The organism is Pseudomonas sp. SA195 (assembly GCF_054131565.1).
In genome coordinates this window covers 381,939-407,906 of sequence record NZ_CP096392.1, presented here as the reverse complement: position 1 = coordinate 407,906, position 25,968 = coordinate 381,939, and the positions used below count along the sequence as shown (strand labels likewise).

The 25,968-nt window shown below is 63.5% G+C and carries 22 protein-coding genes and 1 riboswitch; of the genes, 10 read left to right on the top strand and 12 right to left on the bottom strand.

The genetic code is table 11. The annotated features are described in order from the left end of the window. Positions 1–144 precede the first annotated feature (144 nt). The 6 genes from M1D78_RS01865 to M1D78_RS01840 all read right to left on the bottom strand — a co-directional run bounded on the left by M1D78_RS01865 (position 145) and on the right by M1D78_RS01840 (position 6,174). On the bottom strand, positions 145–480 hold the full coding sequence (locus tag M1D78_RS01865; RefSeq protein ID WP_437422255.1) for an MliC family protein: 336 nt from the start codon (positions 478–480) through the stop codon (positions 145–147). Positions 481–508: 28 nt separating this feature from the next. Continuing rightward, the gene (locus M1D78_RS01860; RefSeq protein ID WP_437422256.1) at positions 509–703 is read right to left on the bottom strand and encodes a hypothetical protein; all 195 of its coding nucleotides are present in this window, start codon (positions 701–703) and stop codon (positions 509–511) included. Between the two features lie 89 nt (positions 704–792). Continuing rightward, on the bottom strand, positions 793–1,953 hold the full coding sequence (locus M1D78_RS01855) for a phosphoglycerate kinase (RefSeq protein ID WP_437422257.1): 1,161 nt from the start codon (positions 1,951–1,953) through the stop codon (positions 793–795). A 55-nt stretch (positions 1,954–2,008) separates the two neighbouring features. After that, positions 2,009–3,055, bottom strand: a complete 1,047-nt coding sequence (gene epd / locus M1D78_RS01850) for an erythrose-4-phosphate dehydrogenase (protein WP_437422258.1) — start codon at positions 3,053–3,055, stop codon at positions 2,009–2,011. Between the two features lie 105 nt (positions 3,056–3,160). Next, on the bottom strand, positions 3,161–5,158 hold the full coding sequence (gene tkt, locus M1D78_RS01845) for a transketolase (protein WP_437422259.1): 1,998 nt from the start codon (positions 5,156–5,158) through the stop codon (positions 3,161–3,163). Between the two features lie 95 nt (positions 5,159–5,253). Next, positions 5,254–6,174: a LysR substrate-binding domain-containing protein gene (locus M1D78_RS01840; protein ID WP_437422513.1), complete on the bottom strand. Its 921-nt coding sequence runs from the start codon at positions 6,172–6,174 to the stop codon at positions 5,254–5,256. Positions 6,175–6,337: 163 nt separating this feature from the next. Here M1D78_RS01840 and M1D78_RS01835 point away from each other — a divergent pair, with 163 nt between their 5' ends. The 4 genes from M1D78_RS01835 (at position 6,338) to metK (ending at position 10,115) form a co-directional block, all read left to right on the top strand. Further along, positions 6,338–7,234 (top strand): TauD/TfdA family dioxygenase, encoded by an 897-nt coding sequence (locus M1D78_RS01835; RefSeq protein ID WP_437422260.1) that lies wholly within the window; start codon positions 6,338–6,340, stop codon positions 7,232–7,234. Continuing rightward, the gene (locus tag M1D78_RS01830; RefSeq protein WP_437422261.1) at positions 7,231–7,833 is read left to right on the top strand and encodes a LysE family translocator; all 603 of its coding nucleotides are present in this window, start codon (positions 7,231–7,233) and stop codon (positions 7,831–7,833) included. Before M1D78_RS01835 ends, M1D78_RS01830 begins: the two co-directional genes overlap by 4 nt. Positions 7,834–7,908: 75 nt before the next feature. Then, positions 7,909–8,910 (top strand): ArsR/SmtB family transcription factor, encoded by a 1,002-nt coding sequence (locus tag M1D78_RS01825; RefSeq protein WP_437422262.1) that lies wholly within the window; start codon positions 7,909–7,911, stop codon positions 8,908–8,910. Between the two features lie 14 nt (positions 8,911–8,924). Beyond that, the gene (gene metK, locus M1D78_RS01820) at positions 8,925–10,115 is read left to right on the top strand and encodes a methionine adenosyltransferase (RefSeq protein ID WP_437422263.1); all 1,191 of its coding nucleotides are present in this window, start codon (positions 8,925–8,927) and stop codon (positions 10,113–10,115) included. A 71-nt stretch (positions 10,116–10,186) separates the two neighbouring features. On the opposite strand, the gene M1D78_RS01815 is transcribed toward metK, so the two are convergent. Together M1D78_RS01815 and M1D78_RS01810 are read right to left on the bottom strand one after the other, a co-directional pair. Continuing rightward, a complete protein-coding gene (locus tag M1D78_RS01815; RefSeq protein ID WP_437422264.1) occupies positions 10,187–10,948 on the bottom strand; it encodes an ABC transporter permease in 762 nt (253 codons plus the stop codon). Continuing rightward, a complete protein-coding gene (locus M1D78_RS01810) occupies positions 10,945–11,874 on the bottom strand; it encodes an ABC transporter ATP-binding protein (protein ID WP_437422265.1) in 930 nt (309 codons plus the stop codon). The genes M1D78_RS01815 and M1D78_RS01810 overlap by 4 nt, the downstream gene beginning before the upstream one ends. Before the next feature lie 266 nt (positions 11,875–12,140). Here M1D78_RS01810 and ligB point away from each other — a divergent pair, with 266 nt between their 5' ends. Together ligB and M1D78_RS01800 are read left to right on the top strand one after the other, a co-directional pair. Next, positions 12,141–13,820, top strand: a complete 1,680-nt coding sequence (gene ligB, locus M1D78_RS01805) for an NAD-dependent DNA ligase LigB (RefSeq protein ID WP_437422266.1) — start codon at positions 12,141–12,143, stop codon at positions 13,818–13,820. Between the two features lie 48 nt (positions 13,821–13,868). Beyond that, complete coding sequence (locus M1D78_RS01800; protein ID WP_437422267.1) at positions 13,869–14,246, top strand: DUF1090 family protein; 378 nt, start codon at positions 13,869–13,871, stop codon at positions 14,244–14,246. 4 nt (positions 14,247–14,250) lie between these two features. On the opposite strand, the gene M1D78_RS01795 is transcribed toward M1D78_RS01800, so the two are convergent. Together M1D78_RS01795 and M1D78_RS01790 are read right to left on the bottom strand one after the other, a co-directional pair. Continuing rightward, a complete protein-coding gene (locus M1D78_RS01795; protein WP_437422268.1) occupies positions 14,251–14,694 on the bottom strand; it encodes a c-type cytochrome in 444 nt (147 codons plus the stop codon). 66 nt (positions 14,695–14,760) lie between these two features. Then, entirely contained in the window at positions 14,761–15,195 is a 435-nt protein-coding gene (locus tag M1D78_RS01790; RefSeq protein ID WP_437422269.1) for a hypothetical protein, read from the bottom strand. Between the two features lie 167 nt (positions 15,196–15,362). Between M1D78_RS01790 and M1D78_RS01785 the strand changes: the two genes are divergently transcribed. The 4 genes from M1D78_RS01785 to M1D78_RS01770 all read left to right on the top strand — a co-directional run bounded on the left by M1D78_RS01785 (position 15,363) and on the right by M1D78_RS01770 (position 21,318). After that, complete coding sequence (locus tag M1D78_RS01785) at positions 15,363–16,616, top strand: cation:proton antiporter (protein ID WP_437422270.1); 1,254 nt, start codon at positions 15,363–15,365, stop codon at positions 16,614–16,616. Between the two features lie 90 nt (positions 16,617–16,706). Beyond that, positions 16,707–16,854: riboswitch (S-adenosyl-L-homocysteine riboswitch) on the top strand. A gap of 22 nt (positions 16,855–16,876) precedes the next feature. Next, complete coding sequence (gene ahcY, locus M1D78_RS01780) at positions 16,877–18,283, top strand: adenosylhomocysteinase (RefSeq protein WP_437422271.1); 1,407 nt, start codon at positions 16,877–16,879, stop codon at positions 18,281–18,283. A 128-nt stretch (positions 18,284–18,411) separates the two neighbouring features. Beyond that, a complete protein-coding gene (metF, locus tag M1D78_RS01775; protein ID WP_437422272.1) occupies positions 18,412–19,266 on the top strand; it encodes a methylenetetrahydrofolate reductase [NAD(P)H] in 855 nt (284 codons plus the stop codon). A gap of 231 nt (positions 19,267–19,497) precedes the next feature. Beyond that, positions 19,498–21,318 carry a DEAD/DEAH box helicase gene (locus tag M1D78_RS01770; protein ID WP_437422273.1) on the top strand — a complete coding sequence of 607 codons (1,821 nt, stop codon included), beginning with the start codon at positions 19,498–19,500 and terminating at the stop codon, positions 21,316–21,318. 78 nt (positions 21,319–21,396) lie between these two features. Here the strand turns inward: M1D78_RS01770 and adeC are convergent, their stop codons facing one another. Both adeC and M1D78_RS01760 read right to left on the bottom strand, forming a co-directional pair. After that, a complete protein-coding gene (adeC, locus tag M1D78_RS01765) occupies positions 21,397–22,827 on the bottom strand; it encodes an AdeC/AdeK/OprM family multidrug efflux complex outer membrane factor (protein WP_437422274.1) in 1,431 nt (476 codons plus the stop codon). After that, positions 22,824–25,961: an efflux RND transporter permease subunit gene (locus M1D78_RS01760; RefSeq protein ID WP_437422275.1), complete on the bottom strand. Its 3,138-nt coding sequence runs from the start codon at positions 25,959–25,961 to the stop codon at positions 22,824–22,826. The genes adeC and M1D78_RS01760 overlap by 4 nt, the downstream gene beginning before the upstream one ends. Between the last annotated feature and the right edge of the window lie 7 nt (positions 25,962–25,968).

Genomic DNA, 25,968 nt, shown 5'->3' with positions numbered 1-25,968 from the left:
CTCCCGGTTAGGGTCGATTAATCATCTGTAGCCTGCCGCAGCGGCTGGCGGTATTCAAACACCGCGCAACGTGGCGCGGCATTGTAGTGGCGAACGGGGTAAAAGCCATCCGCTAAAAAACAGGGTTCGGGTAGCGGCCGCCAATCAGAGGGTAATCAGCGAAGCGCTGCAGCCGTGGGCCAGCAGCTTGTCGTCGGCGATCCGGTAGACCAGCGCTTCGTTACCTTTGTCGTGGAAGGCCACTACGCCATCGCTATAGAAAGCACCGCGGGTGGCTGGTTCCTTGCGCAGGGTATGAACCTCTTCGCTGCTACCGATCTTCAGGTCTACCACCTGCCGACCGTCGTCGGCATAACGCCAGGCAATGTTCTGCGCGCTCTGGCATTTCCAGCGAACAAAGGGCGCATCGGGACCAGACTGCCAGTAGCCACAACCGCCAAGCAGCACGGCAGCTGTGATGGGAATGAACAGGCCTTTCATTGCTTCTCCTTGCCTTGGCCGCCTCGGTTCAGGGGCAGTCCTGTACGTCGGCGGTGGTGCCAGCGGTAGGGTCGCCGGTGCTTTGCATCTCTACCCGCTGATCGTTCTGCGCCGTGGGGCTCTGGGCAGGCGGCGGGTCGAACACTTCGCAGGCCGAATCCGGACCGTTTCCCGCACACCCGGCCAAGCCGAGCAGGCATACCGCAATCGCGACGTGACGCATGGTGAGTCTCCATTCCTTGTCTGAACAGAACAGAGACAGCACCGACTGCGTAGGGTTGCCTTTTGCCGTTGCGCTTGTATGGCTAGAAATCAGCCGGCGCGCTGCTCGAGCACTTCAACCGCTGGCAAAACCTTGCCCTCGACGAACTCAAGGAAGGCGCCACCACCGGTGGAGATATAGGAGATCTGCTCGCCCACGCCGTACTTGTCGATCGCCGCCAGGGTGTCGCCGCCGCCGGCAATGGAGAACGCCGGACTTTCGGCGATGGCCTGCGCCAGGACCTTGGTGCCATTGCCGAACTGGTCGAATTCGAACACGCCGACCGGGCCGTTCCACAGAATGGTCTTGGACGACTTCAACAGCTCGGCGAAGTTGGCCGCGGTCTGCGGGCCGATGTCCAGGATCATGTCGTCGTCGGCCACATCGCCCACCGCCTTGACGGTGGCTTCGGCATCTTCGGCGAAGGCCTTCGCGACCACCACATCCACCGGCAACGGCACGCTGACCTTGGCCGCGATGGCCTTGGCGGTGTCGACCAGATCGGCTTCATACAGCGACTTGCCTACCGGGAAGCCGGCCGCTGCGAGAAAGGTATTGGCGATGCCACCGCCCACGATCAGTTGATCGCAGACCTGGCTCAGGCTGTTGAGCACGTCCAGCTTGGTGGACACCTTGGAGCCGGCGACGATGGCCGCCATGGGCTTGGCCGGGCTCTTCAGCGCCTTGCCCAACGCGTCGAGCTCAGCGGCCAGCAGCGGGCCGGCACAGGCGACCTTGGCGAACTTGGCAACGCCATGGGTCGAGCCCTGGGCGCGGTGGGCGGTGCCGAAAGCATCCATGACGAAAACGTCGCAGAGCGCCGCGTACTGCTGCGCCAGCTCGTCGGTGTTTTTCTTTTCGCCCTTGTTGAAGCGCACGTTTTCCAGCAGCACCAGCTCGCCCGCTTTCACGTCGACGCCGTCCAAATAGTCTTTGACCAATGGCACTTCACGACCGAGGGCTTTGGCCAGGTAGTCAGCGACCGGCTTGAGGCTATCTTCTTCGCTGTAGACGCCCTCATCCGGGCGGCCGAGGTGCGAGCAGACCAGCACCGCAGCGCCCTTCTCCAGCGCCAGCTTGATGGTCGGCAGCGAGGCCAGGATGCGCGCATCACTTTTTACCGCGCCATCCTTGACCGGCACGTTGAGGTCCTCGCGGATCAGCACGCGCTTACCCTGGAGGTCGAGGTCGGTCATCTTCAAAACGGTCATGTGATCTTCCTTAAGTTCAAGAACGGCGAAACGTCGAGCCGGTTACCACCGCCGGTTAGTGGCGGTTGGCGACACGCAAGTAGTGATCGGCCACGTCGAGCATGCGGTTGGCGAATCCCCACTCGTTGTCGAACCAGGCCAGCAGGTTCACCAGCCGCGGGCCGGAGGCGCGCGTCAGGCTGCCATCGACAATCGCCGAATGCGGGTCGTGGTTGAAATCACAACTGGCGTGCGGCAATTCGGTGTAGCCCACCAGGCCGTGCAAGGGTCCGGATTCGGCGGCTTCGCGCAGGATTCGATTGACGCTGTGCGCATCCGTGTCACGCGAGGTCTGCACGGTGATGTCCAGGCAGGACACGTTCACCGTCGGCACCCGCACCGCTTTGGCCTGAATCCGCCCGGAGAGTTCCGGCAGCAGCCGTTCGATGCCACGCGCAAGGCCGGTGGACACCGGTATCACCGACTGGAAGGCCGAGCGGGTGCGGCGAAGATCATCGTGATGATAGGCGTCGATCACCGGCTGATCGTTCATGGCCGAGTGAATCGTGGTGATCGAGACGTAGTCCAGGCCGATGGAATCGTTGAGCAGCTTGAGCAGCGGCACGCCGCAGTTGGTGGTGCAAGAGGCGTTGGACACCAGCCGCTCATTGCCTTTCAGCTGGCCGTGGTTGATGCCCATGACGACGGTGGCGTCGACATCCGCTGCGCCGCTCATGGGCTGGGAAAAGAGCACGCGTGGCACACCGGCCTCAAGGAAACGCTGACCGCCTGCACGGGTGTTATAGGCGCCGGAGCACTCAAGGACGAGGTCGACATCCAGCGCCCGCCAGTCGATGGCCTCAGGCGTAGATTCGCGCAGCACTTTTACGCAATCGCCGTTCAGGTGCAGGCAATCGCCGTCGACACCCACGTCGCCGGGAAAGCGGCCATGGGTGGAGTCGAAACGGGTGAGGTATTCGATGCTGGCCATGTCGGCCAGGTCGTTGAGGGCAACGATCTGAAAATCGAAAGCGGCGTCGCGCTCATAGAAGGCACGCAGCACACAGCGACCGATGCGGCCGTAACCGTTGAGGGCGACGCGATAGGGACGGGCATTGGCCATTGGATTCATCGATCCTGGCGGTGGAAACCGCGTTGCGGGTCTTCCACTCTACGGAAGGTGGCGTGACGTAGGTGGATGGCCGAAGCCATCCACCGCTGCGCGGTATCAGTCTTCCAGCAGCTCTCCGGCTACCGCGAGGATGTTATCGACGGTGAAGCCGAACTCCTCGAACAGCTGGCCGGCCGGGGCCGATTCGCCGTAGGTGGTCATGCCGATAATCTGCCCTTCGAGGCCGACGTACTTGTACCAGTAGTCTGCATGGGCCGCCTCGATGGCGATGCGCGCACCCACTTCCACCGGCAGAACCTGCTGCTTGTAGGCGGCGTCCTGGCTGTCGAACACGCTGGTGCACGGCATCGAGACGACGCGCACCTTACGGCCTTGTTCGGTCAGCTTGTCCGCGGCCTGCACCGCCAGGCTGACTTCCGAACCGGTCGCGATCAGGATCAGCTCCGGCTCGCCGGTGCAGTTCTTCAGGATGTAGCCGCCGCGGGCGATCGCCGCTTCGGTTTCGTTGTCACGCACGTGGAACGGCAGGTTCTGACGCGAGAAGATCAGCGCGCTCGGGCCGTCCTTGCGCTCGACCGCATGCTTCCAGGCGACGGCAGATTCGACGGTATCCGCCGGGCGCCAGGTGTCCAGGTTCGGCGTGGTGCGTAGGCTGGTCAGCTGCTCGATCGGCTGGTGGGTCGGGCCGTCTTCGCCCAGACCGATGGAATCGTGGGTAAAGACGTAGATGACACGTTGCTTCATCAACGCCGACATGCGCACGGCGTTACGGGCGTATTCCATGAACATCAGGAAGGTCGCGCCGTAGGGGATTAGGCCGCCATGCAGGGCGACGCCGTTCATGATCGCGGCCATGCCGAACTCGCGCACGCCGTAGTACATGTAGTTGCCCGATGCATCCTCGGCAACCACCGGCTTGCAGCCTTTCCACAGGGTCAGGTTGGAGCCGGCCAGGTCCGCCGAACCGCCGAGCAGCTCCGGCAGCAGCGGGCCGAAGGCGTTCAGGCAATTCTGGCTGGCTTTGCGGCTGGCGATGGTCTCGCCCTTGGTAGCGACTTCACGGATGAACTCGCTGGCCTTTTCCGCGAAATCGGCTGGCAGCTCGCCGGCCATGCGGCGTTTGAATTCAGCGGCCAGTGCCGGGAATTCGGTTTCGTAGGCAGCGAAGCGCTTGTTCCACTCGTTTTCCGCATCGGCGCCCTTCTGCTTGGCGTCCCACTCGGCGTAGATATCAGCCGGAATCTCGAACGGGCCATGCGTCCAGCCCAGCGCTTCGCGGGTCAGAGCGATCTCGGCGTCACCCAGGGCGGCGCCGTGGGATTCTTCCTTGCCCTGCTTGTTCGGCGAGCCGAAGCCGATGATGGTCTTGCAGCAGATCAGGGTCGGGCGGTCGCTCTTGCGCGCGGTTTCCAGGGCGATCTGGATCTCGTCGGCGTCATGGCCGTTGACGTTGCGGATCACCTGCCAACCGTAGGACTCGAAGCGGCGTGGGGAGTCGTCAGTGAACCAGCCGTGCACTTCGCCGTCGATGGAGATGCCGTTGTCATCGTAGAAAGCGATCAGCTTGTTCAGCGAGAGGGTGCCGGCCAGCGAGCAGACCTCGTGGCTGATGCCTTCCATCATGCAGCCGTCGCCCATGAAGACGTAGGTGAAGTGGTCGACGATGTCGTGGCCTGGACGGTTGAACTGCGCAGCCATGACCTTCTCAGCCAGGGCAAAGCCCACGGCGTTGGCCAGCCCCTGGCCCAGCGGGCCGGTAGTGGTCTCGACGCCGGCGGTGTAGCCGAACTCCGGGTGACCCGGGGTCTTGCTGTGCAGCTGGCGGAAGTTCTTCAGGTCATCGATGGACAGGTCGTAGCCGGTCAGGTGCAGCAGGGAATAGATCAGCATCGAGCCGTGACCGTTGGACAGCACGAAGCGGTCGCGGTCGGCCCACTGCGGGTTGGTCGGGCTGTGCTTCAAGTGGTCGCGCCAGAGTACTTCGGCGATGTCCGCCATGCCCATCGGGGCACCCGGGTGGCCGCTGTTGGCTTTCTGCACAGCATCCATGCTGAGGGCGCGGATGGCATTGGCTCGCTCACGACGGCTGGGCATCGCTGAATCTCCTGCGGGGGTGTACTGAGAAAAAGGCGGCCATTTTCCCCTACCGGGCGGAGTGGGGCAATGACTGAATGATTGCCTCGTCGCGCTCAATCGAGCAGGCGCACACCGCGGTTGTCGGGGTCCGGCAAGTGCTGCAGCAGATGCTCCTTCATGCGCGTCAGGGTCAGCGGCGTCTCGCCACTGGCCGGCCAAACGAGGTAGTAGCTGTCACCAGAGCGCACCGCCTGGTCGAACGGCAGCATCAGCGAGCCCTTTTGCAGTTCGGCATCGACTAACGCGAGATCGCCGATGGAGATTCCGTGGCCCTGCGCGGCGGCGGAGATGCCCAGCTCCAGGGTGTCAAACAGCTTGCCCTGCTGCCAGGCGACCGCATCGACCCAGCCAATCCGCTGCAGCCAGCGGCGCCAGTCCCGGCAGTCACGTGACGGATGGATCAGCTCGGCAGTGCTCAGGCGCGCCTGCGTCCACGGCGGCCCGCCCTGATACGCGGGCGAGCAGACCGGCACCAGCCATTCATCGAACAGCTTGACGCGATTCCAGTCCGCGGGGAAACCACCGTGGCCGAGCAGGATCGCGCAATCGAAAGGCTCGTTGTGGAAGTCCACCGCATCGAGGTCCATCCAGGCGCTGGTGAGCTGAACGCGATCCTGCGGGTGGTGCAGATGGAAGTCGTCCAGCACGCCGAGCAACCATCGCATGGTCAGCGTGGACGGCGCCTTCAAGCGCAAGGCGTCACGCTGGCGTGTCACGGCAATGCAGGCGTTCTCCAGGGTGCGAAACCCCGCCTTGAGCTCCTGCGCCAGCACCCGACCGGTATCGGTCAGCGCGAGCCGGGAACCGCGCCGCTCGAATAGCTGGCAACCAAGGCTTTCCTCCAGGGTCTTGACGTGCCGGCTTACCGCGCTCTGGGTGATGCAGAGGCTCTCGGCGGCTTGAGTGAACGAGCCGAAGCGCGCCGCAACTTCGAAGGCGCGCAGCGCATACAGCGGCGGCATGCGCACCGTCATGCCGGGTAAAGACCGCATGAGTAAAACTCATCGGAGCTGGCCGTTTTTTCCATTTTGCAACCCCCTAGACCCCACCAATACTCGCCGGCAACCGGGCCAGCATTGCAATGGCACGGACGCCATAACAAGGCCCAAGCCGCACATAACACTAGGGAAGGATGACATGCCCACTCGTGAGTTTGACCAACTTTTATCTGCCAGCATCCGCCATGGAGGGCTCAGTCAAGCGCAGATGGCGCAAATCCTCGAGTTCAAGCTGTTCGGCAACGCCAAGGGCTTCCTGTTGCTGGAGGAGACCGAGATCGGTGAAATTCCGCCGACGCCGGCCTCGCGCAATGCCCTGAACAAGCCAGACAGCCGCAGCGAACGCCTGCTGCTGCAAGCCACTGCCTTGCTGGGCGAGCCGATCGGCTATGTGCAGGAATCGGGCGGCGCCATCGTCAACAACTTTTTCCCGCAACAGACCCAATCACGCGCAGCCACCTCGGACAGTTTCGATACCGAGCTGGACCTGCACACCGAGAACGCTTTCCACGCGGTACAGCCCGACTACCTCCTGCTGCTCTGCCTGCGCCAGGATCCAGCCGCTGAGGCCATTACCTACATCGCCTCGGCCGATCGCATCGTCGAGCGCCTGTCCTACGAAGACCAGGCATTCTTTCTCAACGAACCCTACAACTTCCTCTCGGATTACGGCCCCAGCGAGAAGAACCAGCGCATCGATATCGACAAGCACCAGACCGTGCTTTACGGCGACCCGGATGCGCCGTTCATGCGATTCGACCCGCACTTCATGGTTGCCTACAGCGACCGCGCCCAGCAGGCCCTGGAACGCCTCCGCACCGTCGCGTGGGATGTGGTCGAGCCGGTACGCCTGCGGCGCGGCGATCTGCTGATCATCGACAACCGCCGCACCGCCCACGCACGCAGCCCATTCACTGCGAACTTCGATGGCAACGACCGCTGGATGCAGCGCACCTTCGCCAGCTGCAACCAGCGGTTCTACACCGAGCGACTGGGCAAGCAGTCGCGCATCTTCGAACTGGTAACCGAACTATGAATGCTACCTACCTCGCCTTTGCCGCCGCCGTCATTCTCTTAATCGCCTCGCCCGGGCCGGTGGTCGCGCTCGTCATCGCCGATGCCCGACGCAGCTGGCCGGCCTGGACAATTCTCGGCGGAGTGCTGTCAGCGCAGGTGTTGATGGTCGCGGCGCTGGTGCTCATCTACCTGGCGCTCGATCTGCAGCCGGTGATTCTTGAATGGGGCCAGGTCATCGGCGGGCTCTATCTGATCTGGCTCGGCGCGGACGGCCTCTGCGGCGGCGGCACAACGAATGATCAGGCGCCGCGCTCGCAGGCCCACTACTTCTGGCGCGCCATGGCGGTGGGGTTGTCCAACCCCAAGGACATCCTGTTCTTCCTCGCCTTCCTGCCCGGTTTCATCCTGCCCGCGCAACCCTTCGCCCCGCAGGCGGTAACGTTGATCGCCATCTGGGCACTGGTGGACATCTCGGTGTTGGTGACCTACAGCCTCGTCTCACGCCAGCTGGCCAGCCGTGAAGGACTGCAGCGGGCACTGGAGCTGCTGCCAAGCTTCTTCCTGCTTGGGCTGGGCCTGGTGTCATGCGGGATGGGTATCAACAGCTTGATCAGCTAATCGCGCACGCCAATATCAAAACTTTTTGATATTGGCGTTGCTGGACGAAAAACGACCGACTAGACTGCGCAGCCTATGAGCCTGCGTATTCCTCGGATGTCCTTCGATCACAGCGACCAGCTCGCCGCCCTGTGCAAGGCCGGCGGCGATCCGCTGCGGCTGAACATTCTGCGCGCACTTACCAGCGACTCGTTCGGCGTGCTCGAACTGGCGCAGATCTTCGCCACAGGCCAGTCAGGCATCAGCCATCACCTCAAAGTACTGACCCAGGCCGGCCTGCTCGCGACGCGCCGCGAAGGCAACGCGATCTTCTACCGGCGCGCCCTGCCGTTGGCCGAAACCCTCGGCGGCCGGCTTCACGCTGCGTTGCTTGAAGAGGTCGACCAGTTGGCCCTGCCCGCCGACGTGCAGGCACGCATCGGCGCCGTGCATGCCCAGCGCAACGCCGCCAGCGCCGACTTTTTCACGCGCATGGCGGGCAGCTTCCAGGCGCGCCAGGACATGATCGCCGGCCTGCCGCAATACCGTGACAGCGTGGTGGCCCTGCTCGATGCGCTGAACTTCCCTGCAAACGCGACGGCACTCGAAGTGGGGCCGGGAGATGGCAGTTTCCTACCCGAACTGGCGCACCGCTTCGCTCACGTGCTGGCAGTCGACAACAGCCCGGCGATGCTCGAACTGGCACGTGCCCGTTGTGAGCAGGCGGCGCTTGGCAATGTCGAACTGAAGCTGGCCGATGCGCTGCAGGACGACTGCCCGCCGGCCGACTGCGTGGTGCTGAACATGGTGCTTCATCACCTAGCGGCGCCGGGCGAGGCACTCAAACAATTGGCACGGCTGGTGAACGCGGGCGGCAGCCTGTTGGTCACCGAACTGTGCAGCCACAACCAGAGTTGGGCCAGGGAGGCCTGCGGCGATCTCTGGTTGGGCTTCGAACAGGATGATCTGGCCCGTTGGGCCGATGCCGCGGGGCTCACGCCCGGCGAGAGCCTCTACATTGGCTTGAAGAACGGTTTTCAGATCCAGGCCCGGTACTTTTCCCGGCCCGCCACTGACAGCCGACTCACCCACCGGTAATAGGAAACCGATAGATGAGCGAATACTCGATTTTCACCTCCGAGTCCGTGTCCGAAGGGCACCCGGACAAGATTGCCGACCAGATCTCCGATGCGGTGCTGGACGCCATCATCGCCGAGGACAAGCATGCCCGCGTGGCCTGCGAAACGCTGGTAAAGACGGGTGTAGCCATCGTCGCCGGTGAAGTGACTACAAGCGCCTGGGTCGACCTCGAGCAGCTGGTGCGCGATGTCATCATCGACATCGGCTACAACAGCTCGGACGTCGGTTTCGACGGCGCCACCTGCGGCATCATCAACATCATCGGCAAGCAGTCGGTGGACATTGCCCAAGGCGTCGACCGCAGCAAGCCGGAAGACCAGGGCGCGGGCGACCAGGGCCTGATGTTCGGCTACGCCAGCAACGAAACCGACGTGCTGATGCCCGCCCCGATCCGCTTCTCCCACGCGCTGGTCGAGCGCCAGGCCGAGGCCCGCAAGAACGGCCTGCTGCCGTGGCTGCGCCCGGACGCCAAGAGCCAGGTCACCTGCCGCTACGAAGGCGGCAAGGTCGTCGGCATCGACGCCATCGTGCTGTCGACCCAGCACAATCCCGAGGTCAAGCATTCGGACCTCAAGGACGCGGTGATGGAGCTGATCGTCAAGCACGTGATCCCGGCCGAACTGCTGCACAAGGACACGCAGTTCCACATCAACCCGACCGGCCAGTTCATCATCGGCGGCCCGGTAGGTGACTGCGGCCTGACCGGACGCAAGATCATCGTCGACACCTACGGCGGCATGGCCCGTCACGGTGGCGGCGCTTTCTCCGGCAAGGACCCGTCCAAGGTCGATCGTTCGGCCGCTTACGCCGGTCGTTACGTAGCCAAGAACATCGTCGCCGCAGGCCTGGCCGAGCGTTGCGAAATCCAGGTCTCCTACGCCATTGGCGTGGCCCAACCGACCTCGATCTCGATCAACACCTTCGGCACCGGCAAGCTCAGCGACGAGAAGATCGTTGCGCTGGTGCGCGAGCATTTCGACCTGCGCCCCTACGCGATCACCACCATGCTCGATCTCCTGCACCCGATGTACAAGGCCACCGCGGCATACGGCCACTTCGGTCGCGACCCCTACCAAATGACGGTCGGTGACGACACCTTTACCGCCTTCACGTGGGAGAAGACCGACAAGGCCGACGCCCTGCGCGCGGCGGCCAACCTGTAACGTACCCGCCAGCGGCAAACGAAAGCCCCGCCAGCGTTGCTGAGCGGGGCTTTCTCCGTCTCAGGTTGACGCTAGTTCTTCAACCGATAACCCGTCTTGAAGATCCAACCGATCAATACCAGGCACAGCGCAAGGAAGCCCAGCGTCATGGCCAAGCTGATGCCAACGTTGACGTCGGAAACCCCGTAGAAGCTCCAGCGGAACCCGCTGATGAGGTACACCACCGGATTGAACAGCGTGACGTTCTGCCAGAACGGCGGCAGCATCTCGATGGAGTAGAAACTGCCGCCCAGGAAGGCCAGTGGCATGACGATCAGCGATGGCACGATCTGAAGCTTCTCCCAGCCGTCCGCCCAGATGCCGATGATGAAGCCGAACAGGCAGAAGGTCACCGCCGTCAGCAACAGGAACAACGCCATGACGAACGGGTGAGCGATCTCGTAGTCGACGAACAGCCGCGCCGTCAGCAGTATCACGATGCCGAGAATGATCGACTTGGTCGCCGCCGCGCCGACATAGCCGATGACGATCTCGAGATAGGACACCGGCGCCGATAGCACTTCGTAGATCGTCCCCGAATAGCGCGGCATGTAGATGCCGAACGAGGCGTTGGAGATGCTCTCGGTGAGCAGCGCCATCATGATCAGCCCGGGAATGATGAAAGCGCCGTACGGAATGCCATGCATGGCCTCCATGCGCGAGCCGATGGCCGAGCCGAACACCACGAAATACAGCGACGTGGAAATGACCGGCGTGGCGATGCTCTGCAGCAGCGTGCGCCAGGTGCGGGCCAGTTCGAACAGGTAAATAGCGCGGATTGCGTGCAGGTTCATGTGCGGCTGCCCTTGACCAAGCTGACGAAGATTTCCTCCAGCGAGCTCTGGCTCGACTGCAGGTCCTTGAAATCGATGCCGTGCTCGGCAAGGCGCTTGAGCAGGTCGGCAATGCCGGTGTCTTCATGCTGCGCATCGAAGGTGAACACGAGCTGGTTGCCGGCATCGACCAGTTCCAGCGGATAGCCGGCCAGCTCCGTGGGGATCGCCGAGAGGGGGCGTTGCAGGTGCAGCGTCAGCTGTTTCTTGCCGAGCTTCTGCATCAGCCGGTGCTTGTCCTCGACCAGAATGATCTCGCCCTTGCTGATCACCCCGATGCGGTCGGCCATCTCCTCGGCTTCCTCGATGTAGTGCGTGGTGAGGATGATGGTGACGCCGCGCTCACGCAGGCCACGGACCATCTCCCACATGTCGCGGCGCAGCTCGACGTCCACGCCCGCGGTCGGTTCGTCGAGAAAGAGGATGCTCGGTTCGTGCGACAGCGCCTTGGCGATCATCACGCGGCGCTTCATGCCGCCGGACAGCTCGATGATCCGCGCCTTGCGCTTGTCCCACAGCGAAAGGTCGCGCAGCAACTTCTCCAGATAGGCGTCGTCCGGCGCCTTGCCGAACAGCCCACGCGAGAAACGCACCGTGGCCCAGACGCTCTCGAAGCCTTCGTTGAATAGCTCCTGCGGCACAAGGCCGATCTTCGAACGCGCATCTCGGTAGTCCTTGACGATATCGAAGCCGCCAACCTTCACCTGCCCACCGCCCGGATTGACGATGCCGCAGATGATGCTGATGAGCGTCGTCTTGCCGGCGCCGTTGGGGCCCAGCAAGGCGAATATCTCACCCTGGCGGATCTCCAGGTCGATCTGTTTGAGCGCCGGATGGCCCGACGCATAGGTCTTGCTCAGCTTCTCGATGGATATCACGGGCTGCACGGGTCGATAACTCCACGACGATGGGCGGGTGATTGTAAAGCGAGTTCGTTACGCGTGCTGTCCTACGCACTGCCTTCGCAGCTTCGCGGCGTTTCGTCTGTCGATTGGCCGGGATGCCTGTGTATCTGGCCCGAACGCGCACGCATGGTTCACCCCGCTGGCGCGACGGCAACCAGACCCTGCACAGCCCAACGTGCGCCAGTGCATAGCGAGCCTACGTGCTGGTGGGCAAAATGCGGCCTTCCCTCTTGAGCAAGGATGCTCCTATGCAACGCCTGAGCGCGTTATCGCTGTGCTTCGCCGCCACGTTTTCCTTCGCCGGCTGCCCTGACTGGTCGCCTGAACAGGCGCGGACGGAAACCGCCGCCCTCCATCAACAGCTGGCCGAGTGGAACGACGCTTACCACCGTCGTGGCGTGGCGCTGGTCGACGATGAAGTCTACGACCAAGCCAGCCAGCGTCTCGAACACTGGCGCGCCTGCTTCCCGGACAGCACCCCAGCCCTGCCCGACCCGCTGGACACTGCGTCGGGCGAGGTGCGCCATCCGGTGGCGCAGACCGGCCTGGCGAAGCTGGCCGACAGCACCGCCGTCACGCGCTGGATGTCCTCGCGCAACGACTTGTGGATCCAACCAAAGGTCGACGGTGTGGCGGTGACCCTGCATTACCGCCAGGGCGCGCTGATCCGCTTGATCAGCCGAGGTGATGGCCGCCACGGGCAGGACTGGACCCGGGTCGCCCGGCACCTGCCCGCCGTGCCTGAGCGCATCGCCCAAACTGGCGAGCTGGTCCTGCAGGGCGAGCTCTACTGGCGACTCGATAGTCATGTCCAAGCAAGCGCAGGCGGTGTTGGCGCGCGAGGAAAAGTAGCCGGTGCCATGGCACGCGATACGTTGACCAACGACGAGGCCGCGCAGATCGGCCTGTTCGTCTGGGACTGGCCAACCGGCCCCGAGGCCATGCAGGCCCGGCTCGACGGGCTCGCCGCGATGGGCTTCGGCGAGAGCACCGCGCTGACCCACTCCGTCGCGACTCCAGAGCAGGCCGCCCACTGGCGCGACACCTGGTATCGCCAACCGCTGCCCTTCGCCACCGACGGCGTGGTGCTGCGCCAGGGCCGTCGCCCCGACGCCACGCGCTGGCAAGCCGAACCACCGCATTGGGCCGCGGCCTGGAAATACCCGCTGCGCACCGCGCTGGCCGACGTCCGCGAGGTGACGTTCAGCATCGGCCGCAGCGGGCGCATCACTCCGATCCTTGAGCTGGATCCGCTGCTATTGGATGGGCGCCGTATCAGCCGCGTCAGCCTAGGCTCGGTCGAGCGGTGGCGGCAGGCGGACATCTTGCCCGGCGACCAGATCACGCTGGGACTCGCCGGCCATGCCATCCCACGGTTCGAACGCGTTGCCTGGCGCGCACGACACAGGTCGGCCATCCAGGCGCCGACCGCTTCCAGCTACCATGCCGACAGTTGCTGGCACGCGACGCCCGGTTGCGAGCAGCAATTCCTGGCCCGGCTCGTCTGGCTAAGCGGCAAGAAGGGTCTCAACCTGCCGCACCTAGGCCCAGGCACCTGGAAACGCCTGATCGAAACCGGTGCGCTGACTGACCTGCACGGCTGGCTTTCACTCGATGAAGTTCGCCTGCGCCAGCTGCCGGGTATCGGCGAAAGCACGGCGCGCGAACTGATCGCGAGTTTCCGCTTGGCCCGCACGCGGCCCTTTTCTGCCTGGCTACGCGCCCTCGGCCTGCCGCCGGGCTATATACCGGCGGACGATACGAGCTGGGCGGCGCTGGCGGCGCGCAGCCAGGCGCAGTGGCAAGCAGAGCCAGGCATTGGTGCACGACGAGCACAACAGCTGCATGCATTTTTCGCTTCTCGCGACGTCCAGGCCCTGCAACAAGCCCTGCAGGCCGAGGGCATCGCCGGCTTCCAAGGGCACTAAGCCGGCCTGCTCCAGTCTCAAAGCAAGAACAATAAGAACGGAGCGTGCATGTTTGTCAGGCGATACATCCTGTTTCCACTGGTACTTGCCAGCTTGGCGCGGTTGGCGACGGCCGCGCCGGACCCGGTCGATCCCTGCAGCGACTCGAGGCGGATGATTGGCGAGCAGATCACCGAGGCGCGGCTGAAGGGCGACAACGCCAGGCGCACTGCGCTGGAAGAGCAGTTGCAGGCGCTCGCGACACAATGCCGAGGCGTGACACCGGTGCAACCCAACCATCTGGCCATCGAACGAGCGACGCGCCTGGCTGAGCAGCGCGAAGCCCAGCTGCGCGAAGCGTTGGGCAGCGGCGATCCGACGCGGATCGAGTTGAGCAAGCGCCGCCTCGACCACGCGCGGCGGCAGCTGGAAGCCGCCAAGCGCTAAACCATCAGTAGTTTCGAAATTCCTTGTGGCAGGCTTCGCAGGCGTCTTCGACCTGCTGGAAGGCCGGCGCGACAGCTTTGGGCGTCAGTGAGCCCGAGGTCGTGGCCGTCACCAGCGCTGCTGTGCGCGCTTCGAGCGCCCGGGCCAGTTCGTTGAAGCGCGCCTGCTGCTGCCAGACTTCGTCACGCGCGTCACTCCCGGCTTCCTTGACCTCGGGGTAGAACTGCCAGGGCTGGCGCGACAACTCGTCGAGTTTCGCCGCGCCGCTGGCGAAGCCCTGCGAATCGAACGCCAGACGGCCGCGCAGCATGCCACCCAGGTCCTCCTTGACGTCGAGCATTTGCTGGTAGATGGCCTTGCGCTTGCCGAGCGGGGAGTTTGGGTCGATACGGTCGCACCCGGTCAGGGCGAACAGCACCACCAGCGAAACGAGGAGCAGCGACTTCATGGCCGATCTACCAGTAACAGGACGGGCCGCGATTATCCCTGCTGCCGGAGGTTTCGCCAAACCGCTCTACTGCGACCATTGACCGCCGGCGTTTTCGCAATCGATCTTCGCCTGCGCACGATCGCTGGCGGCGTAATTGTAGGTCACGATGTGGGCGTGCTCCGGCACGGTGGACGGCGCGGGCGTCGTCGTCGCCTGGCTGCCCTGAGCACGCGGATTGGCCAATGTCTCGGGCGTCATCGGAGCAGTACAGATACCAAAGGCACCCGCCGGACAACTGTCCCGGATCTCATTGCGGGTATTTTTGATCGCTTCGTTATCTTGGCAAACCCAGTCGATCGAGTTGTCTTCCACCCCCTGATACTCGAAGCACTTCTCTGTCACTACCGGTGGCGGCACAGCCCCGGAAGTGTCGACAGTGACGTAGCAGGAATTGGCCGCCGCCGGCAGGCTCAGCATGGCGGCAACGGCTAGCAGGACAGCACGGAACGCGATGTTCATGGTTGGCAGCTCCTGAAGGACAATCGCCCGGCGAGGTTCACCGAACCTTAAGGGTTCGACGACAGGCAGCGGGTTGAGTTCGTCCGCTCGTCCCGTGGGCAGCCGCACCAAATCGGTGCCCCGCACGGTCCACACATGACTGTCACCCGAAACGGCTTGGGGTCCGCATGCTGGAACTGTCCGCCATATTCATCAGCCTCACTGCGCTGCTCGCCTATCTCAACTACCGCTTCATCGGGCTGCCTCCGACCATCGGCGTCATGGCGACAGCCCTGGTGTTCTCGGTATTGCTGCACGGCCTGGCGATGCTCGGCTTGCCGGCCTTCGAACAGCGGATCGAGGCACTGGTCGGGCGGATCGACTTCAATCACCTGCTGATGGACGGGATGTTGTCCTTCCTGCTGTTCGCCGGTGCGCTGCACATCAATCTCGCCGACCTGCGCGCGCGGCGCTGGGCCATTGGCCTGCTGGCGACCGTCGGCGTGCTGTTCTCGACGGCCGTGATTGGCTTCGGTAGCTGGTGGCTGCTGGACCTTTTCGGCCTGCAACCACCATTGATCTACTGCCTGCTGTTCGGTGCGCTGATCTCGCCGACCGACCCTATCGCGGTACTCGGCATCATGCGTTCAGCAGGCGCACCCAAGGCGCTGGAAACCACCATTGTGGGCGAATCGCTATTCAACGACGGCGTCGCGGTGGTCGTCTTCACCGTGCTCCTTGGCGTGCTGGCCCGCGGTGAAGCGCCGGGAGCGGGCGAAGCGGTGTGGTTGTTCGTCGAGGAAGCGGGCGGCGGCATGCTCTTCGGCGCCTTGCTCGGCGCAATGACCTTCGCCCTGCTCAAGAGCATCGACCAATACCAGGTGGAAGTCCTGCTGACGCTCGCACTGGTGCTCGGCGGCTATACCCTGGCGACGCACCTGCATGTGTCCGGCCCAATCGCGATGGTGGTGGCAGGCCTGATAATCGGTAACCAGGGGCGCCGCCACGCCATGTCGGCCCACACCCGGGAGAACCTCGACAATTTCTGGGAACTGCTGGACGAGATCCTTAACGCGGTGCTCTTCGTGCTGATCGGCATGGAGCTGGTGCTGCTGCCGTTCAGCGCGCAGTATCTGTTGATCGCACTGTGCGTGACCTTGCTGATCCTCGGCACACGCCTGGTCGCGGTCGGCCCGCCCGCCCTGCTGCTGCGCCAGATGGGCCGTGCCTTGCCGAACGGTACAGTGCGCATCCTGACCTGGGGTGGTTTGCGCGGCGGTATTTCAGTCGCGCTGGTGCTCGCGTTGCCAGCCAGCGAGGAGCGCAACCTGCTGCTCAACATCACTTACCTGGTGGTGCTGTTCTCGATTCTGGTGCAGGGCCTGAGCATCGGTCGCCTAGTTCGCCGGATATGCACTCAGCAGAGCGCCGAACGGCACTGAGCCGGTCACGCCCAGGCTTGGGATTGCACGCCTGCGCGGCTATACTCGCCAGGCTTCACACAGCCGACACCGTTCGGCCGTGCCCGCCACCTGTCCGAGGGGCGCTGCAGCAGGGCAGAAACCTGTTCCGGATCTCAAAAGCCACGCGGCTGAGCTGTCGCGACAGCAGATCCATCAGGTTTCACCTGTCAGGCTCGGTCAGGGCGTTAACCATACGCACCAACGGCGCCCATTCGCATAAACGAATGGAGAACTGTTCAATGAGCGCTGTCATGACGCCTGCCGGTTTCAACGATTTCAAGGTTGCCGACATTTCCCTGGCCGACTGGGGCCGCCGCGAAATCATCATCGCCGAATCGGAAATGCCGGCACTGATGGGCCTGCGGAAAAAGTACGCCGGTGAGCAACCGCTCAAGGGCGCGAAGATCCTCGGCTGCATCCACATGACCATCCAGACCGCTGTACTTATCGAGACGCTGACGGCGCTAGGTGCCGAAGTGCGCTGGTCCTCGTGCAACATTTTCTCGACTCAGGATCAGGCCGCTGCCGCCATCGCAGCTGCCGGCATCCCTGTGTTCGCCTGGAAGGGCGAGACCGAAGAAGAATACGAGTGGTGCATCGAGCAGACCATCCTCAAGGACGGCCAGCCGTGGGACGCCAACATGATCCTCGACGACGGCGGCGACCTGACCCAGATCCTTCACGACAAGTACCCGCAGGTGCTCGAACGCGTCCATGGCGTGACCGAAGAAACCACCACTGGCGTGCATCGCCTGCAGGACATGCTCAAGAAAGGCACCCTGAAAATCCCGGCGATCAACGTCAACGACTCGGTCACCAAGAGCAAGAACGACAACAAGTACGGCTGCCGCCACAGCCTCAACGACGCCATCAAGCGTGCCACCGACCACCTGTTGTCGGGCAAGCAGGCGTTGGTCATCGGCTATGGCGACGTGGGCAAGGGCTCGGCCGCTTCGCTGCGCCAGGAAGGCATGATCGTCAAGGTCAGCGAAGTCGATCCGATCTGCGCCATGCAGGCGTGCATGGACGGCTATGAGGTCGTCTCGCCGTACCTGGACGGTGCCAACGACGGCACCGATGCCAGTATCGACAAGGCACTGCTCGGCAAGATCGACCTGATCGTCACCACCACCGGCAACGCCAATGTCTGTGACGCCGGCATGCTCAAGGCCCTGAAGAAGCGCGCCGTGGTCTGCAACATCGGCCATTTCGACAACGAGATCGACACCGCTTTCATGCGCCAGAACTGGGGCTGGGAAGAGGTCAAGCCGCAGGTGCACAAGATCCACCGCACCGGCAAGCACGTCGATCCTGCCAATGATGACTACCTGATCCTGCTCGCCGAAGGTCGCCTGGTTAACCTGGGCAACGCCACTGGCCACCCGAGCCGAATCATGGACGGCTCTTTCGCCAACCAGGTGCTGGCACAGATCCACCTGTACAACGAGAAGTTCGCCGACCTGCCGGTGACTGAGAAGACCAAGAACGTAACCGTCATGGTCCTGCCGAAAAAGCTCGACGAGGAAGTCGCGCTCGAGATGGTCAAGGGCTTCGGCGGCGTCGTGACCCGGCTGACACCGAAGCAGGCCGAGTACATCGGCGTCGAGGTCGAAGGCCCGTTCAAGCCGGACAGCTACCGCTACTAAGAACCGCTGAAGGCCGAAAGGCTGGAGGCGGGACGACATGCCGCGCGCTCGTCCCGCCTCCAGCCGCCAGCCTTTATCGATAAGAGGAAGTTTCGGGCAGCAAGCTGTCCGACAGCCCTGGATTCGCCATGAGCAAACCCCAATCGAAACCCTCCATCAGCTTCGAATTCTTCCCCACCAAGACCGAAGCCGGACACGAAAAACTGCTGGCCACCGCGCGCCAGCTGGCTGAATACCAGCCGGATTTCTTCTCCTGCACCTATGGTGCCGGCGGCTCGACACGTGATCGAACGCTGAACACCGTGCTGCAGCTCGACGGCGAAATAAAGGTACCGACCGCGCCGCACCTGTCCTGTGTCGGCGACAGCAAGGCCGAGCTACGCACGTTGCTGGCGACCTACCGCGACGCCGGCATCCGCCGTATCGTCGCCCTGCGCGGCGACCTGCCGTCAGGCATGGGCATGGCCAGCGGCGAGCTGCGCTACGCCAACGAGCTGGTGGAATTCATCCGCACCGAAACCGGCGATCACTTCCACATCGAAGTCGCCGCCTATCCGGAAGTGCATCCGCAGGCGCGCAGCTTCGAAGACGATCTGGCCAACTTCGTACGCAAGGCCAACGCCGGTGCCGACAGCGCCATCACTCAGTATTTCTTCAACGCCGACTGCTACTTCTACTTCGTCGAGCGGGTGCAGAAGCTGGGTGTGGATACACCGGTCATCCCCGGCATCATGCCGATCACCAATTACAGCAAGCTGGCGCGTTTCTCCGACGCCTGCGGCGCGGAGATCCCGCGCTGGGTCCGCAAGCAGCTGGAAGCCTATGGCGATGACATCCCGAGCATCCAGGCATTCGGCACCGAGGTGATCTCCGAGATGTGCCAGAAGTTGCTTGAGGGTGGCGCGCCGGGCCTGCACTTCTACACCCTGAACCAGGCGGAGCCGAGCCTGGCGGTGTGGAATAACCTCGGCCTGTCGCGCTGAAAGCCGGACCAGCTCCACAGAAATAGGCGCTGGTCAATGAACCTGCGAACTGCCACACTGTCGTACCAATGCGGGGTAGACAGCCTCTGTTATACTCCGCGCTTCCGCCAGGCTTACGCCCGGATGCCGATGTCTCGTGACGCGGCAGGACCGGACGGGATCGCACGCCAGTCGCGATTCGAGCCAGGCATGACCATCCCAGGGCGTCGCCCTAACAAGACAGGATTTCTCATGTCCTTTGCTTCCCTCGGTCTCTCCGAGGCTTTGGCCGGTGCCGTCGAGGCCGCCGGTTACACCCAGCCTACACCGGTGCAACAGCGGGCGATTCCCGCCGTGTTGCAAGGACGCGACCTGATGGTCGCCGCACAGACGGGCACCGGGAAAACCGGTGGCTTCGCGCTTCCCGTCCTCGAAATTCTATTCCCGGGCGGCCACCCCGACCGCGAGCACCGCCATGCCGCGCGTCAACCGCGCGTGCTGGTGCTGACGCCAACGCGCGAACTTGCCGCCCAGGTCCACGACAGCTTCAAGGTGTATGCCCGCGACCTGCCGTTCAAGAGTGCTTGCATCTTCGGCGGCGTCGGCATGAACCCGCAGATCCAGGCGATCGCCAAGGGGCTCGACGTACTCGTCGCTTGCCCGGGCCGCCTGCTCGACCTGGCCGGCCAGAACGCGGTCGACCTGTCGAAGGTCGAGATCCTTGTCCTGGACGAAGCCGACCGCATGCTCGACATGGGCTTCATCCACGACGTCAAGAAGGTCCTTGCCCGGCTTCCGGCGAAGCGCCAGAACCTGCTGTTTTCGGCGACCTTCTCTAAAGACATCACCGATCTGGCGAACAAGCTGCTGCATGATCCCGAACGCATCGAGGTGACGCCGCCGAACACCACGGTCGAGCGCATCGAGCAGCGAGTGTTCCGCCTGCCGGCAAGCCACAAGCGTGCCCTGCTGGCGCACCTGATTACTCAGGGTGCCTGGGAGCAAGTGCTGGTCTTCACCCGTACCAAGCACGGCGCCAACCGCCTCGCCGAATATCTGGACAAGCATGGCCTGCCGGCTGCCGCGATCCATGGCAACAAGAGCCAGAACGCGCGCACCAAGGCGCTGGCCGACTTCAAGGCCAACCAGGTGCGTATCCTGGTCGCTACCGATATCGCCGCTCGCGGGCTGGACATCGATCAGTTGCCCCATGTCGTCAACTTCGAGCTGCCCAACGTCGAAGAAGACTATGTACACCGCATCGGCCGAACTGGCCGCGCCGGACGCAGCGGTGAAGCAATTTCCCTGGTCGCACCCGACGAAGAAAAGCTGCTCAAGGGCATCGAACGGATGACCAAGCAGAAGATTCCAGACGGCGATCTGATGGGCTTCGATGCCGAAAGCATCGAGGCGGAAAAGCCTGAAGTTCGCGAACCTCGCCAACCCCGACAGCCGCGCAGCGCCGAGCGCAAGCCGCGGGCGAAAGCAGCTGATGCACAGGCGCCTGCCGAGCAGCAAGAGCGCACGCGCAACCGCCGCAGCCGCAACAAGCCACGGGGTGGTCGCGCACAAGGTGCCGAGCAGAGCGCTGCTGCGACCGTCAGCCGTCCGCCGCGGATGCCGAACGATCGTGACCCGGAAACCTTCCTCGATGATGAGGTCGATAATTTTGGCAACCGCGTCGACTACGTCAGCCCTTATCAGAACCAGCCAGGCCGCGGGCGCCGCTCCGGCGGCGGCAGCCCAGGCAATGGGCAACCGCGTGCCAACTCAGGGCAGCAGCGCAGCGGTGGCGGCGGTGGCGGTGGCGGTGCGGCAGCTGGCCAAGGGAAGGGCAAACGCAATGGCCAGTCGGCGCGTGGCGGCCAACCCCGCCGCAACAAGAACGAAGTGCGTCGTGAAGAGCTCGGGGGCGCGCGCCGAGACATGGCGGCCGAGAAGCCGAAGGAAAAGCAGCCGGTGATCATTCACAAGGAGTCGAAGATCGACCGACTGCCGAGCATCGATCAGCTCGAACAACTTCCGACACGGCCGCGTGGCGAGAAACCAGCCTTGCTGACCCGCAACCGCTGACCGCGCTGCAATAACGAAAACGCCGCCTCTGGTTGACCAGGGCGGCGTTTTTATTTGGTTCGAGAAAAGACGCTCGCGTCAGCCTTCTCCGGGCAAGGGTTGCGCCTGAGCATCCCAGCCACCCCCAAGCGCCTTGAACAGATCCACTTCGCTGGTCATCTGGGCGAGGCGATCGGCGATGAACTGCTGTTTGACCTCGAATAGCTGGCGCTGCGCATCCAGCAGGGTCAGGTAGCTGTCCACACCGGTGCGATAGCGGCGCTCGGCGAGGCGATAGTAATCCTCACTGGTTCCCAGCAGGTCGCGCTGGGCCTGCACCTGGCGCGTGTAGGTCGACTGCGCGGCCAAGCCGTCGGACACCTCACGAAACGCCGTTTGAATCGCCGACTCGTACTGCGCGACCTGGATGTTGCGGCTGATTTCGGCATAGTCGAGATTGGCGCGCAACTGGCCCGCATTGAAGATCGGTACGCTGATGCTCGGCGAGAAATTCCAGTAGCGGGAGCCGCCTTCGAACAGGCCAGAAAGCTCGCTGCTCGCCGTGCCCGCCGCGCCGGTGAGGCTGATACTGGGGAAGAACGCCGCCCGCGCCGCACCGATGTTGGCGTTGGCTGCCCGTAGCTGGTATTCGGCCTGGATAATGTCCGGCCGCTTGCGCAGCAGGTCCGATGGCAGTCCGACTGGCAGCGGCGCCAGTTGATCGCGTTCGAGATCACCCGGTGCCGGCAGGTTTGCAGGCAGGTTCTGCCCCAGCAGCAACACCAGGGCGTTGCGGTCTTGCGCGACCTGGCGTGTGTAGCGCTCGATGCTTACGCGCGCCGTGTCGACCGCGCTGCGCGCCTGGCTTAGCTCGAGCGCGGACGCGACGCCCACATCGAAGCTGTGCTGCGTCAGCGACAGGCTTTCCTCATAGGTATCGAGCGTGTCTCGGCTTACCTGCAGCAGCGCCTGGTCGGCCTGCAGCGTCAGCCAGGCGTTGGCCACACTGGCGATCAGGCTGATCTGCGTGCTGCGCTGCGCTGCGGCTGTGGCGAAGAATTGCTGCAGCGCCTGCTCACGCAGGCTGCCAAGCCGGCCGAACAGGTCGAGCTCCCAGGAAACGCCCAGCGTGGCACTGTACTGGCTGCTGATCGCGCTCTGCCCAGACTGATTGAGATCGCCTGGCGTGCGTGTACGGCTGCCGGCCCCGTCAGCGGAAACGGCCGGAAGCAGATCAGCGCGCTGGACCCGATATAGCGCACGATAGGCTTCGACGTTGAGCGCGGCGGCACGCAGGTCCCGGTTGTTTTCCAGCGCCACGCCGATCAGCTGGCGCAAGGCCGGATCGCGAAAGAACGCTTCCCAGCCCAGCGACAAGGCCTCGCCCCGGGCAGCGCTCTCGGTCCCTTCGTAGGCCTCTCCGGTTGGCCAAGCCTGACTAACGGGCGTGTCCGGGCGCTGGTAATCCGGGATCAGCGAACAGCCACTCAACGTGGCCAGCAAGGCCAGGGCAATTACTGACTTGTTCATTGTGCATCTCCCTTCGGCGCTTCGGTGGCGTCGTTGTTGCGCTCACCCAGCGAAGACACCAGAACATAGAACAACGGCACCCAGAAAATCACCAGCAAGGTTGCGGTGAGCATGCCGCCAATGACGCCCGTGCCGATGGCGTGCGAGCTGCCTGCGCCCGCACCGCTGGCCAAAGCGAGTGGAACCACGCCTAGCGTGAAAGCCAATGAGGTCATAACGATCGGCCGCAGGCGCATGCGGCAGGCCTGGATCGCCGCATCGAACCGGTTCATCCCCTGCTCATGAAGTTCCTTGGCGAATTCCACGATCAGGATGGCGTTTTTCGCCGTCAAACCGATAGTGGTCAGTAGGCCTACCTGGAAGAACACGTCATTGGACAGGCCGCGCCCAAGCGTCGCCAGCAGCGCACCGATCACCCCGAGCGGCACCACGAGCATGACCGCGAAGGGAATCGACCAGCTTTCGTACAAGGCCGCCAGGCAAAGGAATACCACCAGCAGCGACAAGGCATACAGCGCCGGCGCCTGATCACCGGAGAGACGCTCCTCGTAGGACAGACCGGTCCACGAGATGCCGACACCCTGCGGCAATTTCTGGGCTATCTCTTCCACCGCAGCCATGGCGTCACCGGAGCTGTAGCCCGGCGCGGCTTGGCCTAGGATCTCCATCGCCGATACGCCGTTGTAGCGCGACAGTTTGGGCGAGCCATATACCCACTCGCCGCTGGCGAAGGCGCTGAAGGGCACCATCTCGCCGGCATCGTTACGCACGAACCACTTGTCCAGGTCTTCTGGATTCATCCGCGAGCTGGCCTCGCCCTGCATGTAGACGCGCTTGACGCGGCCGCGATCGATGAAGTCGTTGACATAGCTCGAACCCCAGCCGATCGACAGCGTCTGGTTGATCGCGCTCAGCGATACGCCGAGTACGCGAGCTTTTTCGTCGTCGATCTGCAGCTGATACTGCGGCTCGTCATTCAATCCGTTGGGGCGGACGCCAGTCAGCGCCGGGTGTTCGGCCGCCAGCCCGAGGAACTGATTACGGGCGTTCATCAGCGTCTCATGACCAACGCCTGCCCGGTCCTGAAGGAAGAAATTGAAGCCCGTCGCGTTACCCAGCTCCATCACCGCCGGCGGCGCAAAAGCGAACACCATGGCGTCGCGGAATGCACCGAAGCGGGCCTGCGCGCGCTGCGCCAGCGAAGCGACGTCCTCGCCCTCACCGGTGCGCTCATCCCACGGCTTCAGACCAACGAAGGCCAGGCCTGAGTTCTGCCCGCGACCGGCGAAGTTGAAGCCGGTAACGGTGAAGACCGAGTTGACCACGTCAGACTCCTCTTCAAGCAGATATTTGCGCATCGCGTCGATCGTCTGCTGAGTACGCTCGGCGGTCGAGCCGGCGGGTGTCTGGACCTGAACGAACAGCACACCCTGGTCCTCGTCGGGCAGGAAGGACGCGGGCAGACGTGTGAACAGCACCGCCATGATCGCAACGATCACCACGTACAACAGCAAGAACGGAATCTTGCGCTTGAGCACGCTGCGCACGCCGTTCTCGTAGCCGCCCACGCCGCGTTCGAAGGTTCGGTTGAACCAGCCGAAGAAGCCACGTTTTGCATGATGCTGACCCTTGGGGATCGGCTTGAGCAAGGTCGCGCAAAGCGCCGGAGTGAAGATCAGCGCGACCAGCACCGACAGCGTCATCGCCGAGGCGATGGTGATCGCGAACTGGCGGTAGATCACGCCGGTCGAACCGCCGAAGAAGGCCATCGGCACGAAGACAGCCGACAGCACCAGGCCAATACCAACCAGCGCACCCTGGATCTGCGACATCGACTTACGCGTCGCTTCGCGCGGTGACAGCCCCTCCTCGGCCATCACCCGCTCGACGTTTTCCACCACGACGATGGCATCGTCCACGAGCAAGCCAATCGCCAGGACCATCGCGAACATGGTGAGTGTATTGACGCTGAAACCGAATGCCGCGAGCACGCCGAACGTCCCGAGCAGGACAACCGGCACGGCAAGTGTCGGAATCAGCGTCGCACGGAAATTCTGCAGGAACAGGTACATCACCAGGAAAACCAGCGCGATGGCTTCGAACAGGGTGTGCACCACGCCGGTGATCGACGCCGATACCACGGGAGAAGTGTCGTACGGATAGACCACTTCCATCCCTGCAGGGAAGAACGGCTTGAGCTCGTCGATGGTGGCGCGCACCGCCTTGGCGGTATCGAGGGCATTCGCCCCGGTCGCTAGTTTGATCGCCATTGCCGACGCCGGCATCCCGTTGTACAGCGCGCTGATCGCTGCGCTCTGCTCGGCCAACTCGACCCGCGCCACGTCACCCAAGCGGACCTGAGAGCCATCGCTGTTGACCTTGAGCAGGATGTTGCGGAACTGCTCAGGTGTCTGCAGCCGCGTCTTGCCGATGATGGTCGCGCTCAGTTGCTGGCCCGGCACCGCCGGCAAGCCCCCGAACTGGCCGGCCGAAATCTGGACGTTCTGCGCCTCGATCGCATCGCCGACATCACTTGGCGTCAGCGCAAAATTGTTGAGCTTGGCCGGATCGAGCCAGATCCGCATCGCATACTGCGAGCCAAACACCTGAAAGTCACCGACCCCGGCAGTCCGCGAGATCGGGTCCTGGATATTGGAGACGATGTAATCGGAGAGGTCGCCGCGGGTCAGGCTGCCATCGGTCGAAACCACGCCGATGACCATCAGGAAGTTACGCACCGCCTTGGTCACACGGATGCCCTGCTGCTGCACTTCCTGCGGCAGCAACGGCGTCGCCAGTTGCAGCTTGTTCTGCACCTGGACCTGAGCGATATCCGGGTCGGTGCCCTGCTCGAAGGTTACGGTGATTGTCATGCTGCCGTCGGAGTTGCTTTCCGAAGACATGTAACGCAGGCCGTCGATCCCGTTGAGCTGCTGCTCGATGACCTGGACTACGGTGTCCTGCACCGTTTGCGCCGACGCGCCCGGGTAGTTGACAGAAATGCCGACCGCAGGCGGCGCAATGCTGGGGTATTGCTGGACCGGTAGCGACAGGATCGACAGGGTGCCAGCCAGCATGATGACCAGCGCGAGCACCCAGGCAAAGATGGGCCGGTCGATAAAGAATTTGGACATTGACGAT